Annotated in this window: 15 protein-coding genes; 6 read left to right on the forward strand and 9 right to left on the reverse strand. The window is 70.0% G+C overall.

What is annotated here, in order from left to right; translation table 11 throughout:
- Positions 1-45: 45 nt before the first annotated feature.
- The 3 genes from ACSQ2G_RS11165 to ACSQ2G_RS11175 form a co-directional block, all read right to left on the reverse strand.
- Positions 46-174 carry an oligopeptide/dipeptide ABC transporter ATP-binding protein gene (locus ACSQ2G_RS11165; RefSeq protein ID WP_436030843.1) on the reverse strand — a complete coding sequence of 43 codons (129 nt, stop codon included), beginning with the start codon at positions 172-174 and terminating at the stop codon, positions 46-48.
- A complete protein-coding gene (locus ACSQ2G_RS11170; protein WP_436030845.1) occupies positions 171-626 on the reverse strand; it encodes a hypothetical protein in 456 nt (151 codons plus the stop codon). The genes ACSQ2G_RS11165 and ACSQ2G_RS11170 overlap by 4 nt, the downstream gene beginning before the upstream one ends.
- 82 nt (positions 627-708) lie before the next feature.
- Entirely contained in the window at positions 709-891 is a 183-nt protein-coding gene (locus ACSQ2G_RS11175) for an alpha/beta fold hydrolase (protein ID WP_436030847.1), read from the reverse strand.
- Between the two features lie 282 nt (positions 892-1173).
- Here ACSQ2G_RS11175 and ACSQ2G_RS11180 point away from each other — a divergent pair, with 282 nt between their 5' ends.
- From ACSQ2G_RS11180 to ACSQ2G_RS11200, 5 genes are all read left to right on the forward strand, one after another.
- Entirely contained in the window at positions 1174-1461 is a 288-nt protein-coding gene (locus tag ACSQ2G_RS11180) for a hypothetical protein (RefSeq protein ID WP_436030849.1), read from the forward strand.
- Between the two features lies 1 nt (position 1462).
- Positions 1463-1903, forward strand: a complete 441-nt coding sequence (locus tag ACSQ2G_RS11185; RefSeq protein WP_436030851.1) for a periplasmic heavy metal sensor — start codon at positions 1463-1465, stop codon at positions 1901-1903.
- Positions 1900-2472, forward strand: coding sequence for an RNA polymerase sigma factor (locus tag ACSQ2G_RS11190; RefSeq protein WP_436030853.1), 573 nt, complete (start codon positions 1900-1902; stop codon positions 2470-2472). The genes ACSQ2G_RS11185 and ACSQ2G_RS11190 overlap by 4 nt, the downstream gene beginning before the upstream one ends.
- Positions 2473-2575: 103 nt before the next feature.
- Positions 2576-4429 (forward strand): copper resistance system multicopper oxidase, encoded by a 1854-nt coding sequence (locus ACSQ2G_RS11195; RefSeq protein ID WP_436030855.1) that lies wholly within the window; start codon positions 2576-2578, stop codon positions 4427-4429.
- Positions 4426-5403, forward strand: a complete 978-nt coding sequence (locus ACSQ2G_RS11200) for a copper resistance protein B (protein ID WP_436030857.1) — start codon at positions 4426-4428, stop codon at positions 5401-5403. The genes ACSQ2G_RS11195 and ACSQ2G_RS11200 overlap by 4 nt, the downstream gene beginning before the upstream one ends.
- 25 nt (positions 5404-5428) lie before the next feature.
- Here the strand turns inward: ACSQ2G_RS11200 and copD are convergent, their stop codons facing one another.
- The 5 genes from copD to ACSQ2G_RS11225 form a co-directional block, all read right to left on the reverse strand.
- Positions 5429-6355, reverse strand: coding sequence for a copper homeostasis membrane protein CopD (gene copD / locus ACSQ2G_RS11205; protein ID WP_436030859.1), 927 nt, complete (start codon positions 6353-6355; stop codon positions 5429-5431).
- A gap of 3 nt (positions 6356-6358) precedes the next feature.
- A complete protein-coding gene (copC, locus tag ACSQ2G_RS11210; RefSeq protein WP_436030861.1) occupies positions 6359-6721 on the reverse strand; it encodes a copper homeostasis periplasmic binding protein CopC in 363 nt (120 codons plus the stop codon).
- A gap of 141 nt (positions 6722-6862) precedes the next feature.
- Positions 6863-9961: an efflux RND transporter permease subunit gene (locus ACSQ2G_RS11215; RefSeq protein WP_436030863.1), complete on the reverse strand. Its 3099-nt coding sequence runs from the start codon at positions 9959-9961 to the stop codon at positions 6863-6865.
- A complete protein-coding gene (locus ACSQ2G_RS11220; RefSeq protein WP_436030865.1) occupies positions 9958-11049 on the reverse strand; it encodes an efflux RND transporter periplasmic adaptor subunit in 1092 nt (363 codons plus the stop codon). Before ACSQ2G_RS11220 ends, ACSQ2G_RS11215 begins: the two co-directional genes overlap by 4 nt.
- A 76-nt stretch (positions 11050-11125) precedes the next feature.
- The gene (locus tag ACSQ2G_RS11225; protein WP_436030867.1) at positions 11126-11749 is read right to left on the reverse strand and encodes a TetR/AcrR family transcriptional regulator; all 624 of its coding nucleotides are present in this window, start codon (positions 11747-11749) and stop codon (positions 11126-11128) included.
- A 94-nt stretch (positions 11750-11843) separates the two neighbouring features.
- On the opposite strand from ACSQ2G_RS11225, the gene ACSQ2G_RS11230 reads away from it, so the two are divergent.
- Positions 11844-13298, forward strand: coding sequence for an efflux transporter outer membrane subunit (locus ACSQ2G_RS11230; protein ID WP_436030869.1), 1455 nt, complete (start codon positions 11844-11846; stop codon positions 13296-13298).
- A 93-nt stretch (positions 13299-13391) separates the two neighbouring features.
- On the opposite strand, the gene ACSQ2G_RS11235 is transcribed toward ACSQ2G_RS11230, so the two are convergent.
- The gene (locus tag ACSQ2G_RS11235) at positions 13392-15044 is read right to left on the reverse strand and encodes an alpha-L-fucosidase (RefSeq protein WP_436030871.1); all 1653 of its coding nucleotides are present in this window, start codon (positions 15042-15044) and stop codon (positions 13392-13394) included.
- Between the last annotated feature and the right edge of the window lie 358 nt (positions 15045-15402).

The raw sequence follows: 15402 nt of genomic DNA on the forward strand, positions 1-15402 counted from the left end.
GGGGCACGACGCCTCATGGGAACACGTGCCTGAAGGCCGATTCGCCTAGGTCCTGGCGGCCAAGGCCCGTTCCAGGTTCGGCGTCGCGGCGATCAGCTGCGCCGTATAGGGATGCTTCGGATTGGCGAAGACCTCGGCCGTCGGCCCTTCCTCGACGATCTGGCCGGCCCTCATGACCAGAACCCGGTCGCGGCGGCGCGCAGCGTGGCGGGGAAGTCGCCGCGATTGAAGTCGTGGTACTGGCGCAGCTTGAGGATCAGCAGGTCGCGCGGCCAGGCGGCCAGGATCGTGTCGGCGATCGCCAGGGCGTGGGGGATGTCGTCGTCGAACCAGGCCAGCAGGAAGTCGACCACGGCCTGCTCGCGCGGATGGGCCGCGGCGCGGGCGGCGTGGGCCCTGGCGACATAGGGCGCGGCGCGACCGGGGGCTTCCGACGACTCCAGCAGCAGCCACAGCAGGCCGGCATAGGCGTTGAGCAGGGCGCTGGCGGAATCGGCGTCGGCGGCCGCCAGGACGTTGGCGGCCCGGGTCTCGTAGGTCAGGAACCCGCCGACGAAATCGTTGACCGCCGCCAGCGAGGCTTCGGTGGTGACGGTGACGGGATTGCCCAGATAGTCGACGCGCATGGGGGTACTCTAGAGATTGCTCGGAGGCTCACCACCCCCGGGTTCCGCTCATCCCGGCATTCGCCGGGATGAGCGGTTGAATTCAAGTGTCGGCGTGCGCGGCCAGGAACGCCGCCACGTCGTCGGCCGAACGCTGGGGGATCTCCACCTGCGGCAGGTGGCCGACCTTGGGATAGACGATCAGCTGGGCGCCGGTGATGGCCTCGGCGAACTTGTGGGCGCTGGCGACCTCGATCAGCGGATCGACCTCGCCCCACAGCACCACGGTCGGGACCTCGATCCCGGCGAGGGCGCCTTAGCGCCAAGCTTCTCTATCGGCGAGGACTCCAGGCAGGGTTGGGGTTGCAGCGGCTCGACGATGTGCAACCCTGAGGCGCCATGGACCGCGCCCTGGACGTTGTGGAGACTAGAATTTGACGGGGCGGTCAGGAATTTGGGGGTGCGGCGGCGCCGCGCCCGCCAAAATGGACCGGCGACCCGACGCTCCTCGCGAGGGATCGCCACGTGGGCCGCGTATAGTGGCGGTGTAGAGGTCAGGGGATCGGCGATGAGCGACAAGCTCGACCATCTTTTCGAGGCGTTGCGACGGGAGCCCGACGCCGAACTGCCGGGGCTGGAAGGCCGTGTCTGGACCAGGATCGACGCCTGGCGCCAGGGCCGGCGCGCCTCGGCCGCGCTCGTGCCTTTGCGCGCGGCCTCGATCGTCGCCGCTCTGGGTGTGGGCCTATTGGGCGGAAGCCTCGCGGCCGGGGCCGCCGCCCGGACGCCGCCGGAAATCTCGGCCTTCTCGGTCAACGCGCATCTGGCGCCCTCGACCCTGTTGGGTCGTCGCTGAGATGCGGCGGATCTCCCGGGGCGCGGTGCTGACGGTCACCCTGGCGCTGCTGGCCGGCGCCGCCGGAGGATGGCTCGGTTCGGGCCGCTTCCTCGCCTCGCGCAGCCCGCCGTCCTTGCACGAGATGGTCCACCACGACCTGAAGCTGACCGCGGCCCAGGATCGCCAGATCGACGCGCTCGAACAGGATTTCGCCGTGCGCCGCCGCGCCCGGGAGGCCGAACTGCGAGCGGCCAACGCCCAGCTGGCCGCGGCGATCCAGGCGCGCCATGCCTACGGACCCGAGGTCGAGGCCGCGGTCGAGCGCTTCCACGCCGCCATGGGGGCGCTGCAGCTGGAAACGGTCCAGCACGTCCTGGCGATGCGCAAGGTGCTGACGTCGGAGCAGGCGGCCAGGTTCGATCGCCGCGTCAGCGAGGCGCTCACGAACGAGGCGCCGTGACCGCCGTTGCCGGCGAGGACGAGGACGGCGCGCTGGCCCGGCGCGCCGCGCAAGGCGACGAGCGCGCCTTCAGCCATCTGATGCGGCGCCACAAGGGGCCGCTGCACACCTTTGCGCGACGCCACGTCGGCGATCCGGAGGCGGCGCTCGAGGTGGTGCAGGAAAGCTTCGTCGCCGCCTGGAAGGCGCTGGGCCGCTATGATCCCGACCGTCCGTTCGGGGCCTGGATGCGGGCGATCGTGCTCAACAAGTGCCGCGACCGGGGGCGCCGGCTGTTGGTGCGCCGGCTGATCCTGGGCGAGCGCTCGATCGACGCCCCCAACGCGCCCGACCCCGCCGATCCGGCGCCGGGACCGGAAGCCTCGACCCTTCGCGCCGAACAGCTGGCCCGTCTGGAGGCGGCGATCGCGCGCTTGCCCGACCCGCTCAAGGAACCGCTGATCCTGACCTATCTGGAGGGCTATTCGCAGCAGGAGGCCGCGGATCTCCTGAGGATCAGCGTCAAGACGGTCGAGACGCGGGCCTATCGCGCGCGCAAGCGGCTGGCCGACTGGCTGGACAAGCCCTGAATTTTCACTCACCCGGTGAGGGGGGTGAACGCGCGCCGCGTACCACCCGTTGAGATCGCGTCGCGGCCGCCTTCGCCAGCGCGCCATCGCCAGAAGGGCTGCCATGCTTCGACCCGGTACGGCTTTCGATCGCCGTCGCTTCCTGCGATCCCTGGCCGTGGTCGGCGGTGGGGCGAGCCTCGCCAACCTGCTGCCCGGCTGGGCGCGCGCGGCGGAAAGCGGCGACCCGCGCCGCGCGCCGCCGGCGCTCTCGGGCCAGGACATCCAGCTGACCATCGGCCACACGCCGGTGACGGTCGATGGCGTGGCCGCCCATGCCGTGACGGTCAATGGCACGGTCCCTGGGCCGCTGATCCGCCTGAAGGAGGGCCAGCGCGTCCGCCTGTCGGTGACCAACACGCTGGACGAGGAAACCTCGATCCACTGGCACGGCCTGCTGGTGCCGTTCCAGATGGACGGCGTGCCCGGCGTCAGCTTCCCGGGGATCAAGCCGGGCGAGACCTTCGTCTACGACTTCCAGGTCCGGCAGTCGGGGACCTACTGGTACCACAGCCATTCGGGGCTGCAGGAGCAGATGGGCCACTACGGGCCCATCATCATCGACCCGGCCGGCGAGGATCCCGTGGCCTTCGACCGGGAGCACGTCGTGGTCCTGTCGGACTTCAGCCGCCTGCATCCGCACCAGATCTTCCGCAAGCTCAAGCAGCAGAGCGGCGTGTTCAACGACCAGCGCCAGACGATCGCCGGCTTGCTGGCCGACCAGGACCAGACCTTGGCCGAACGCCTGGACTGGGCCCGGATGCTGATGGACCCGACCGACATCTCCGACGTCACAGCCGCCGCCTACACCTTCCTGGTCAACGGCCACGGGCCCAAGGACAACTGGACGGCGCTGTTCTCGCCGGGCGAGCGCGTGCGCCTGCGCTTCATCAACGCGGCGGCCCAGTCGGTCTTCAACGTCCGGATACCAGGGCTGCGCATGACCGTGGTCGCCGCCGACGGCCAGTCCGTGCGTCCGGTCGAGGTCGACGAATTCCAGATCGGCAACGCCGAGACCTATGACGTCATCGTCCAGCCGACGCAGGACAAGGCCTTCACCATCGTTTCGGAATCAGTGGACCGCTCGGGCCTGGGGCGCGCCACCCTGGCGCCGCGACCGGGCATGAGCGCCGAGGTCCCGCCGCTGCGCGCGCGGCCGCTGACGACCCTGCGCGACATGGGGATGGACATGGGCGGGATGGACATGGGCGGCATGGACCATGGGGCCATGGACATGTCGGGGATGGACCACGCCGGCATGGATCACGCCGCCATGGCCGCCAGCCCGCCGCCCGGCATGGCGCCGCCCCGGAAGCGCGGAAGCGACGTCATGGGCAAGATGGAGATGGGCGGCATGGACATGTCCATGCGCAATCCCGACAACGCTCCCCAGGTCAAGCTCGGGCCCGGCGTTCAAACCATCGCCCCGATGCCGGTGGACCGCACCGGCGAGCCTGGGCAGGGCCTGGAGAGCGTCGGTCACCGGGTGCTGGTCTATCGCGACCTGGTGGCGCTGGAACCCAACCCCGACACCCGTCCGCCGCAGCGCTCGCTGGAGATCCACCTGACCGGCAACATGGAGCGGTTCATCTGGGGGTTCGACGGGCGCAAGTTCAGCGACCGGCCGCCGCCCTACGCGTTCCGAAGCGGCGAGCGGGTGCGGGTCACCCTGGTCAACGACACCATGATGGCCCACCCGATCCACCTGCACGGCCACTTCCTGGACCTGGCCTTCGGGCCGGCGGAACACCGGCCGCGCAAGCACACGGTGATCGTCCTGCCGGGCGGGCGCGTCGGTTTCGACTTCACCCCCGAGACCGGCGACTGGGCCTTCCACTGCCACATGCTCTACCACATGCACGCGGGGATGTTTCAGGTCTTCAGCGTGCGGGACGGCCAAGGGGAGGGCGCGCGATGAAGGCCCCGCTGATCGCCTTGCTGCCGGCCCTGTGGGCCGCTCCGGCGCTGGCCCAGCACGCCGGGCACGAGACCGCGCCGGTCTCGCCGACAGGCTCCAGCGCCCCGGCGGCGCCGGCGAGCCCGCCCGCCGCCGATCCGCACGCGGGGCAGGACATGGGGGACATGCCCGGCATGGCCTCGCCCAGCGCCGCGCCGGCCGGAGGGCAAGCCGAAGCCATGGGCCCTCCGCCGGTTCCGGATCACGAGACGCCAGCGCCGCCGCCGCCCACCGACCACCTCGCGGACAAGGTCTTCGATCCCGCCGCCATGGACCGCGCCCGCGCCCTGCTGCGTCAGGAGCATGGCGGCGCGCAGGTTTCCCAGGTCATGGCCAACCTTCTGGAATATCGGGCGCGGTCGGGCGGCGACGGCTACCATTGGGACGGCGAGGCCTGGTTCGGCGGGGATCTCAACCGCCTGGTCCTCAAGTCCGAGGGCGAAGGCGATCGCCACGGCGTCGAGACCGGCGAGGCGCAGGTCCTCTATTCCCGGGCCGTCGGCCTCTACACCGACCTGCAGGTGGGGGTGCGTCAGGATGTCGAGCCCAAGTCGCGGACCTACGCCGCCGTCGGCTTCGAGACCCTGCTGCCCTACTGGATCGAGGCCAGCGGCGGGCTCTTCCTGTCCAACAAGGGCGATGTCCTGGGCCGGGCCGAGGGCGCGATCGACTGGCGCCTGACCCAGCGCCTGATCCTGCAGCCGCGGGCCGAGCTCAACTTCGCCGCCCAGGACATCCCCGAGACCGCGACAGGATCGGGCCTGTCCGACGGCGAGCTGGGCCTTCGCCTGCGCTACGAGGTCCGTCGCGAATTCGCGCCCTATGTCGGCGTGACCTGGGCCAGGCGCTTGGGACGCACCGCCGACTATGCGCGGACCCAAGGGCGCGAGGCCTCCGACACCAGTTTCGTCGTCGGCCTGCGCGGCTGGTTCTAGCCTAGTCCGATGCGGCGCGGGCGGGCTATTGCGCGGTGATCGGCGCCAGGCGTCCGAGCCAGGCGACCAGGGCGACGACCGCCAGCGCCACGCCAAGTTCCAGCTGGAGGCTGCGCCGCAGCGCCATGACCGCCGAGTCCGTCCTGGTTGGATCGGCCAGGGCCGTTCGCAGGGCGGGCGTCAGCCGGAAGCGGTTGGCGGCGGCCAGGGCGATCATGACGGCGAACAGGGTCAGCTTGAACAGGAGCAGGCGCCCGTAAGCGGTGGCCGCCAGCGCCGGCCATCCGGAGGGACCGACCAGGAACCAGCTGTTGACCAGGCCGCTGGCGACCAGCACGGCGACGAGCGCCGAACCCACGCCCGAGAAACCGGCCAAGGCGGCATGGAACACGGCGATCCGATCGGCGTCGCGCCGGCGGTCGCTGGCGAGGCCGACGAAGAAGGCCAGGGCCCCGACCCAGACCGCCGCGGCGGCCAGGTGGGCGAGGTCGGCCAGCAGGTGAACGCCGCCCGCCAGGCCCTCGGTCGCCGCGCCGTGGCCCATCCAGGCCATGCTGGCGGTGGCGACGCCGCCCAGCGCCGCCGTCGCGATCCAGCCGACGCGGCCTTGCGGCGCCAGAAGCAGGACAGCCAGCGCCAGGGTCGCGGCCGTCGCTCGCACCAGCGAGGACGCCCCCATCGCCATCTCGGTGATCACCGAGGCGAGGGTGGCCGGATCGAGCGCCGCGGCCAGCGATCCGGCCACGACCGCGGTCTGCAGGAGGAGGCCGAGAACGCTCGCCAAGGCCAGCAGGGCGGCCGACCCGCCAAGCAGCCGACGTGGCCAGCCCAAGGCGACGGCGCTGGAGGCTCCGCCGGCCGGCAGGGCGTAGAGCGCGAACAGCGCCCCGCCCATCAGCACGAAACTCGTCGTGTATTGCGCCCACCGAAGCAGGACGACGGCGGTCTCCATCGGCTACTTCACGGTGAAGGTGAAGGCGCCGTCCATTCGGTGGCCGTCATCGGCCGAGGCGGCGCGCCAGGCGACCCTGTAGATCCCCGCCATCAGCCGACCCTTCGGGACGCCGGTCATCGTCTTGCGGTCCTGGGAGACCGAGATCTTCACCGGCGCCTTCATGCCGTCGGCCATGGCCAGGTCGAAGGTCGAGAAGGCCGGGGCCAGCTTTTCGTTGAAGGTCAGGCGGATCGCCTTGGGCGCGGCGACCGTCGCGCCGGCGGCGGGGTCGGAGGTCACCAACCTGGCGTGGGCGCCCGCCGGGCCGGCGGCCAGGACGCAGGCGGAGAGCACGGCGGGGGCGAGGAGGGCGCGGAAGGCCATGGACGGGGTCCTGTCTAAGGGAGGCTTTGCCTAGGATCCTACGCGGGCCGCCGATCCTTCCCTCACCTTGACAGGACTCCGTCGCCGCCGACAGCCGCGCCGCCCTCGGACGAGGGCGGCGGGTTCGGTGCGATCACAGGCTCAGGTCGCCAGGGGTCCGGGATCGGCGGCAGAGGCCGGCTCTTCGGCGGCGCGCGTGTCCTTGATCCGGAACCAGATGGCGTAGAGCGACGGCAGGAAGACCAGCGTCAGGATCGTGCCGCCGATCGTCCCGCCGATCAGGGTGTAGGCCATCGAGGACCAGAACACCGAGAAGGTCAGCGGGATGAAGGCCAGGATGGCCGCCAGGGCGGTCAGGATCACCGGCCGGGCGCGCTGCACGGTCGCCTCGACGACGGCGTGGAACGGGTCCAGGCCATCCTCCTGGTTGTTATGGATCTGGCCGATCAGGATCAGGCTGTTGCGCATGATGATGCCGGCCAGGCCGATCAGCCCGAGGATGGCGTTGAACCCGAACGGTTGGTGGAAGATCAGCAGGGTCGGCGCGACGCCGACCAGGGCCAAGGGCGCGGTCAGCAGCACCATGAACATCGCCGACAGCGAGCGGACCTGGAAGATGATCACCACCATCATCAGGATGAACATCAGCGGGAACACCGCGGCCAGGGCGACATTGGCCTTGCCGGCCTCCTCGATCGAACCGCCCATTTCGATCCGATAGCCGGCCGGAAGGGCCGCCATGATCGGCTTGAGGTCCTTGAGCACCTGGGTGGAGACGTCCGGCGGCTGCAGCCGCTCGTCGATGTCGCCGCGCACGGTGATCGTCGTCAGGCGGTCGCGGCGGCGCAGGATCGGGTCTTCCATCCGCACTTCGGCGCGGCCGATCTGGTCGAGCGGGATGCGCTCGCCCGACGCGCCGACGAGCGTGAAGGCACCCAGCCTGGCCGGGTCCAGGCGATCCTGGCCGCTGGTGCGGGCCACGACCTCGACCGAGCGGATGTCCTCGCGCACCTGGGTGACAGGCACGCCGGTCAGCAGGAACTGAAGCTGCTGGGACGCGTCGCTCGAGCTGAGGCCGAAGGCGCGCAGGCGGTCCTGGTCGAGCACGAAGTGGACGGTCGGGACGCGCTCGCCCCAGTCGGTGTTGACCTGGCGCAGGGCGTCGTTGCGCAGCATCACGGCGCGGACCTGCTCGGCGATCCCGCGCACGCGCTCGGCGTCGGGACCCATGACGCGGAAGGCGACAGGGAAGGGCGAGGGCGGGCCGAACACGATCTGGGTCGCCCGGATCTTCGCGCCCGGCACGGCGCCGCTGGCCGCGAACTGGCGCAGGCGCCGCTTGAGGGCGTCGCGCGCCTTCTGGTCAGGCGTCAGCACGACGATCTTGGCGAAGGACGGGTCGGGAAGTTCCGGCGAAATGGCCAGGAAGAACCGCGGCGCGCCTTGGCCGATATAGCTGGTGACGATCTTGGCCTCGGGCTGCTGGCGCAGCCAGGTTTCGACCTTGATCACCGCCTGGCTGGTCGAACCGATGCTCTGGCCCTCGGGCATCTGCACCTCGACCAGCACCTCGGGCCGGTCGGAGATCGGGAAGAACTGCTTCTTGGTCCCGCCCATCATCAGGACGGCGACCACCATCGCCACGCCCACCCCAGCCGCCACCTTGTAGCGGTTGGTCACCGTCCAGACGACCAGCGACCGCAGCCGGCGATAGCGCGGCGTGTCGTAGATCGCCGCGTGGCCGCCCTCGACCGGCTTGATCTTGGGGATCATCAGGACGCCGAGATAGGGCGTGAAGATCACCGCCACGAACCACGAGGTGATCAGGGCGAAGGCCACGACCCAGAAGATGTTGCCGGCATATTCGCCGGCGGTGGACTTGGCGAAGCCCACCGGCATCAGGCCGATGATCGTCACCAGAGTGCCGGCCAGCATTGGCGCGGCCGTGTGGCCCCAGGCGTAGGTGGCGGCCGAGACGCGGTCGCGACCTTCCTCCATCTTCACGACGATGGTCTCGATGATGATGATGGCGTCATCGACCAGCAGGCCCAGCGACAGGATCAGCGCGCCCAGGGTGATGCGGTCGAAGTCGCGGCCGGTGACCAGCATGATCACGAAGACGCCGGCCAGGGTCAGGGGAACCGCCATGGCCACGACCAGGCCGACCCGGAAGCCCAGGCTGACCAGGCTGACGACGATGACCACCGCCAGCGCCACGAAGAACTTCAGCATGAACTCGTCATAGGCTTCGGTGATGTTCACCGACTGGTCGGTGACCTTGGTGAAGCTCATGCCCAGCGGCATCTCCGACGAGATGGCCTTGGCCTCCTTGTCGAGACTCTTGCCCAGCAGCAGGCCGTTGTAGCGCTCCTTCATCACCACCCCGAGCTCGATGGCCGGCTCGCCGCCGCTGCGGATCAGGAAGGTGGCCGGATCCTCGTAGCCGCGCTTGACCTCGGCGATGTCGGCCAGCTTGAGCGTGCGGCCGCCCACGACGATCGGCGTTTCCTTGATCTTCTCCAGGTCGTCCAGCGCGCCGTCGAGGCGGATCTGCACCTGCGGGCCCTGGGTCTCGATCGACCCGGCCGGGGTGACCAGGTTGCGGTCGTTGAGGGCGGCGAACAGGTCCCGCGGGCTCACCCCCAGGGTCGCCAGGCGCGCCTGGGAGAACTCCACGAAGATCTTTTCAGGCTGCTCGCCGATGATCATCACCTTCTTGACCCCGGGGACGTGCAGCAGCCGCTGGCGCAGGGTCTCAGCCTCACGCACCAGGAGACGGTGGGGCTCGCCCTTGGCCTTCAGGGCGTAGAGCGCGAAGGTGACGTCGCCGTATTCGTCGTTGACGAACGGGCCGAGCACCCCGCGCGGCAGGCTGGCGGCCTCGTCGCCCATCTTCTTTCGGGCCTGGTAGAATTCCTCGGGCACCGCCTTGGCCGGGATCTGGTCCTTGAGGGTCAGGGTGGTGAAGGCCAGGCCAGGACGAGTGAAGGTCTCGGTCCGGTCGTACCACTTCAGCTCCTGCAGCCGCTTTTCCAGCGGCTCGGCGACCTGGTCCTGCATCTCCTGGGCGGTGGCGCCGGGCCAGGCGGTGACGATGGTCATGACCTTGATCGAGAAACTCGGGTCCTCGGCCCGGCCGAGCTTCAGGAAGGCGAAGGCGCCGGCGAACGTGATCGCGATGATCAGGAACAGGGTGATCGAACGCTCGCGGACCGCCAGGGCGGAGAGGTTGAGGTTCATTGCGCCGCTCCGGCCTGGAGACGGACGCGCTGGCCCTGGTGCAGCATGTGGGCGCCCAGCGCCACGAACCGCTCGCCGCTGTTCAGGCCTTCGGAAAGGGTCACCGTCTCCCCGCCGACCCCGGCGATGCGCACGGGACGCCATTGGACGGTGGAGGCGCGCGGCTCGACGACCCAGACGCCCGGTCCCTTGCCGGTGTCGTAGAGCGCCCCGATGGGCGCCTCCACGCCATGTCCGGCCTTGGCGGCCCCTTCCGTGGGCAGGGCCACGACCAGGGTCGAGCCCAGCGGCGCTTGGGCGGCCGCGCCGCTCAGCACGTACTTGGCCTCGTAGGTGCGGGTGCGCGGGTCGGCGGAGTCGGAAAGCTGCCGCAGCCGCGCCTGGCCGGCTCCAGCGCCGTCGGAGCCGTAGGCCTCGGCCACGGAGCCGAGCGGCGGGCGGACGGTTTCGGGCAGGGTGACGGTCGCCTCGCGCGGACCGGCCTGGGCCAGGCGGACCACTGGCTGGCCGGCGGCCACGACCTGTCCGGGCTCGGCCAAGGTCTCGACCACCACGCCGTCGGCGTCGGCGACCAGCACCGCATAGCCGGCGGTGTTGCGCGAAACGCTCGCCTGGGCCTCCGCCGCCTGGAGCTGGGCCTTGGCGGCGTCGGCGGCGGCCTTGGCCTGGTCGTAGGCGAGGGCCGAGACCGCGCCGGCCGAGACCAGGCCGCGATAGCGCCGCTCGTCCGAGGCTGTCTGCACGGCGCGGGCGCGCGCGGCTTCGACCAGTTCGTTCTGGGCGGAAACCGCTAGGGCGTAGTCGGTCGCGTCGATGCGCATCAGCGGCTGGCCGCGCCGGACCGTCTGGCCGGCGTCGACCAGGCGGGCGATCACCTTGCCGCCGACGCGGAAGCCCAGGTCGCTCTGGACGCGGGCCGAGACGACGCCGCTGAACCGCCGCTCGACGCCGACGGCTTGGCCGGCCACCGCCACCCGGACGAGCGGCGGCTGGGTGCGGGGGTCCTGGTCGCCGGCCTTGCCGCCACAGGCGGCGAGCGGCGTGAGGCCGCCCAGGAGGAGGGCGACGGCGACGATGCGAGGCGACATGGCTTAAGGGTCCTGCCTTGACGGGAGGGCCTTAGGCTCGTTGCTTGTGACCAATTTGTCAACTGGTCACTTTTTGTCAGGAAGCGAGGCTGCGAAGCACCAGGTTGATGGCCTTGGTGGGCGCTTCGGGCAAATCGTCCAGATTGTGCTTGAGCATCAGCGGGTTCATGAAGCTCTGCATCACCAGCAGGATCGCTTCGCAGACCTCGTCGACAGGCGTCTTGCGCTCGAACTCGCCGGTCTCGCGGCCGAAGAGGATGATCTCGCGCAACAGGGCCTCGGCCCGTTCGACATAGGCGATCGCCGACGGCCAGCGCTCTTCGGCCGAGTAGGCGGCGATGTCGTACAGCAGCTTGTCCTCGAAGAAGAGGTCGGCGCTGGTGCTAATTATACCGTTGAAAAAGCGGCGAAACTTCTCGGTTGCCGTCTTGCCGTCGGCGATGCCGGCCTCGCCGGCGGCGAGCACCTTGTCCAGGCACTGGACGCAGATCGCCTGGCCGATCGCCTGCTTGGAATCGAAGAACTTGTAGATGTAGGCCTTGGAGAATCCGATCGCCTTGGCCAGGTCCGCGACCGTCGTCTTGCCATAGCCGTAGCGGCTGAAATGGGCCTCGGCGGCCTCCACGATCTGGCCGCGGACGTCGTGGTCGGCTGGGCCGCGCTGGCCGGCGGCGGGGGGCGCTGGTTCGGTTGTGCTCATGGCCGGCACGCTATCATCGGACGTTACGATTGACAAACTTGTGACCATAAGAGAATTTAGTCACTACCCTGTTGTCCATTGAAGCGAGTTCCCGATGCGCGCCGTCATCTTTCGGACCCTTCCGGCCGCCGCCGCGGTGGCCCTGCTCGCCGGGTGCGCGGTCGGTCCGGACTATGCGGCGCCGACCATCGCCGCGCCGCCTCGCTTCATGGGCGCGGCCGCCGTCGCGGCGCGCCAGCCCGCGCCCGCGCCGGTCGACGCCTGGTGGCGCGGCTTCAACGACCCTGTCCTGGATCGCCTGGTCGACCAGGCCCTGGCGCAGAACCTCGACCTGGCGCAGGCCGTCGCCCGGGTGACCCAGGCCCGCGCCGGCGTGCGCGCGGCGACCGCCGCCCTGCTGCCCTCGGCCTCGGTCGAGGCCCGGGGCGCCAAGGCCCACGCCTCGACCCAGACGCCGACCGGTCGGCTCCTGGCCGCGACCCCGGGGTTCGACCGGGACGGCGCGCTCTATGAAGGCAACCTCGTCGCCGGCTGGGAACTGGACGTCTTCGGCGGAACCCGCCGCGAGCAGGAGGCGGCCGAGGCCGAGTACGAGGGCGCCCAAGCCGGCGTGGCCGCCGCGCGCCTGGCCGTCGCCGCCCAGACCGCCGACACCTACATGCTGGTGCGCGGACTGCAGGCGAGGCTGTCGGTCGCGCGCGAGCAGGTGGAGACCCAGGCGCGGCTCGTCGAGACGGTCCGCGTCCAGCGCGAGCAGGGCGTCGCCGCCGATCTTCAGTTCCAGCAGGCGCTCGGCGCGCTCCAGCAGACCAAGGCCAGTGTTCCCGCGCTCGAGGAAGGCCTCGAGGCGGCGCTCAACGCCCTGGACGTGCTCCTGGGCGCTCAGCCGGGAACCTATCGCGCCGAGCTTGAGGCGCCGGCCCCGATCCCCGCAGCGCCCGGCCTGTCGGACGCCGGCGGTCCGGCCGAGCTGTTGCGGCGGCGTCCGGATCTCGTCGTGGCCGAGCAGCGGCTGCGCGCCAGCAACGCGCGCGTCGGCGCGGCCCTGTCGCAGTACTACCCCAAGTTCTCCCTGAGCGGCCTGGCGGGCACGGCCACCACGGCGAGCGACACCCTGTTCCAGGGGCCGGCGAGCCAGGTCCAGGGCGTGCTCGGCCTTCGCTGGCGGCTGTTCGACTTCGGCCGGGTCGGCGCCGAGGTCAGCGCCGCGCGGGGCCAGAAGGCCGAGGCGCTGGCCGCCTACCGGCAGTCGGTGCTGCGCGCCACCGAGGACGTGGAGAACGCGTTCACCAGCCTGGTCAAGCGTGAGGACCAGGAACGCGTCCTGGCCGACGGCGAGGTGTCGCTGGCGCGGGCGAGGGACGCGTCTCAGGCCGCCTATGACGCCGGCGTCGTCAGCCTGATCGAGGTCCTGGACGCCGACGCGCGGCTGCTGGCCGTGCGCGACGCCAGGGCCCAGGCTCGCACCGAGGCCGCGCGCGCCTCCATCCGCTCGTTCCAGGCCCTGGGCGGCGGCTGGCGCGACGCGGCAGGGAGGGACGCGGGCTAGGCGCTAGGCGCGTTCCATTGGCCCTTGGGAGACCGATCGGTTGCGGCGACCAACAAACGCTATCTTGCGCGCCAGCCGAGGCGACGCCTTCCGCTACAAGACGCCGTCGATCCTGAGCGCGACGCCGAACGGGTGCAGGGCCGCGTCGGGCAAGGTCACGCGCAGGCCTGTCCGGTCCTGGCGGAAGGGCAGGGGCGCCTTGTCGCCGACCAGGCTCACCCGCCGCACGGGGCGCTTGGCGTGGCGGCCGTCCTGAGCCAGGCTGGCGATCACGACCTGTCCGCCCTCCGGCCGGCCCAAGGTAATCGCATACAGCGCCGCGCCCTTGGTCGTGAAGCGGATATCCTGCGGTGTGAAGGGTTTCTGCTTGCCCTCGCTGAACATGCCGCTGGCCACGGCCGTCGGCCCTTCGCCGAAGATGGTCCAGGGCCTTGTGCCGTGGATCGCGTCGGAGAACCGGGCCATCCATGCGCCGATCTCCTCGACGATCCGCCGCTCCTCGGAGTCGATCGTGCCGTCGCCGCGAACAGGAATGCTGAGCAGCAGGTTGCCGTTCTTGGAGACGATGTCGCAGAGCCGGTGGATGACCTCGGCCGCGGGCAGGTAGCGCTTTTCCTCGAAGATGCGGCGATTGTAGTGCCAGTCGCCGATGCAGGTGTCGGTCTGCCAGGGCTCGGGGCTGATCTCGCCGCGCATGCCACGCTCGACGTCGGCGACGATGCCGGGGCGGTGGGTGTCGTGGGGCTTGATGTTGATCACCGCCTCGACCTTGCCGTGCCTTTGCAGCGACGCGTTGTAGTAGTGCGCGGCGATGTCCAGGCCCGCCTGTTCGAGCGGCAGGTCGAAATTGTCGAAATAGACCAGATCGGGCTGGTAGCTGTCGATCAGGTCCTTGCACCTTAGAAACCACTGCCGGGTGAAGGCCGGATTGTTGAGCGGCGCCTTCTCGGTCCACACCCGGTCGTTGGCTTCGTGCCACGCGTTGGCGGCGGCGTTGGTCTCGATTCCGTCGGGCAGCGGCATGACCGAACCGCCGTACAGTTGCTGGGGGTCCAGGCCTTCCCACCATTTTCCCCGCCCATCCGCCGCGAAGCGCTTGAAGGCGTCGTAGCGCTCGCCCTTGCGAGGGCCCTCGGGATCGTAGCCGTAGGCGGTCTGGAACCAGTGCCAGGCATGGGCCGAATGGTTGGAGACGCCGAAGCGCAGGCCCTGCTTGCGAGCCGCCTTGGCCCAGAGGCCGATGATGTCCTTCCCGGGGCCAAGGCGGACCGAGTTCCAGTCATGGAACCTGGAGTGGAAGGCGTCGAAGTTGTCGTGGTGATTAGCCATCGCCACGAAGTATTTCGCGCCGGCCTTGGCATAGAGATCCAGCAGGTCGTCGGGATTCCAGTTCTCGGCCTTCCATCGGGGATAGATGTCCATGAAGCCCGTATCGGCCGGATGGCCGTAGGTCTTCAGGTGGTGATCGTAGGCGCCCTGTCCTGGCTGGTACATGCCGCGGGCGTACCAGTCGCCTGCTTCCGGCACGCATTGGGCGCCCCAGTGGGCCCACAGGCCGAACTTGGCGTCGCGAAACCAGTCCGGCGTCTGGTATCCGGCGTCAAGAGACTCCCAGGTCGGTTGGAACGGCCCCTTGGCGATCTGGTCGAACCCGGCGGGAACCAGGTCCGACGCCAGGGCCGTCGAAGCGCCCATCAAGCCCGCCGCCGCCCCGCCTCGGAACAAGGCGCGTCTCGTCGGTGTCATGGTCGCTCTCCCAGGATTTTCATATTTGAATAATATTTTGGATATGACTTGTCTGAGTTTCCAGGATTGTCAAGGAGGGCGCCCGGGTTCCCCGCGCATTCGGACTCTGGGAAAATCCGGATTGGTCGGCCCGTTAAGGCTGTTGGAGGGCAGCGATGCGCCTGCGATGCGGTTATGGAGACCGGCCAGCCGAATTTGGTTTGCGTACAAAAGTCAGACAATAGGGCTTGCTGCGGACCATCGGTCGGCGGTAGCACTTGCGCCGACAAGTACGGGGAGGCGTTCGCCACCGGCCAGGCGTCGTCGCCATCGCGCGGATTCCGCCGGTTGAACACGTGGCCATCGCCGATCCCGTGAG

The sequence above is a fragment of the Caulobacter sp. LjRoot300 genome, assembly GCF_964253875.1.
Classification (GTDB): domain Bacteria; phylum Pseudomonadota; class Alphaproteobacteria; order Caulobacterales; family Caulobacteraceae; genus Caulobacter.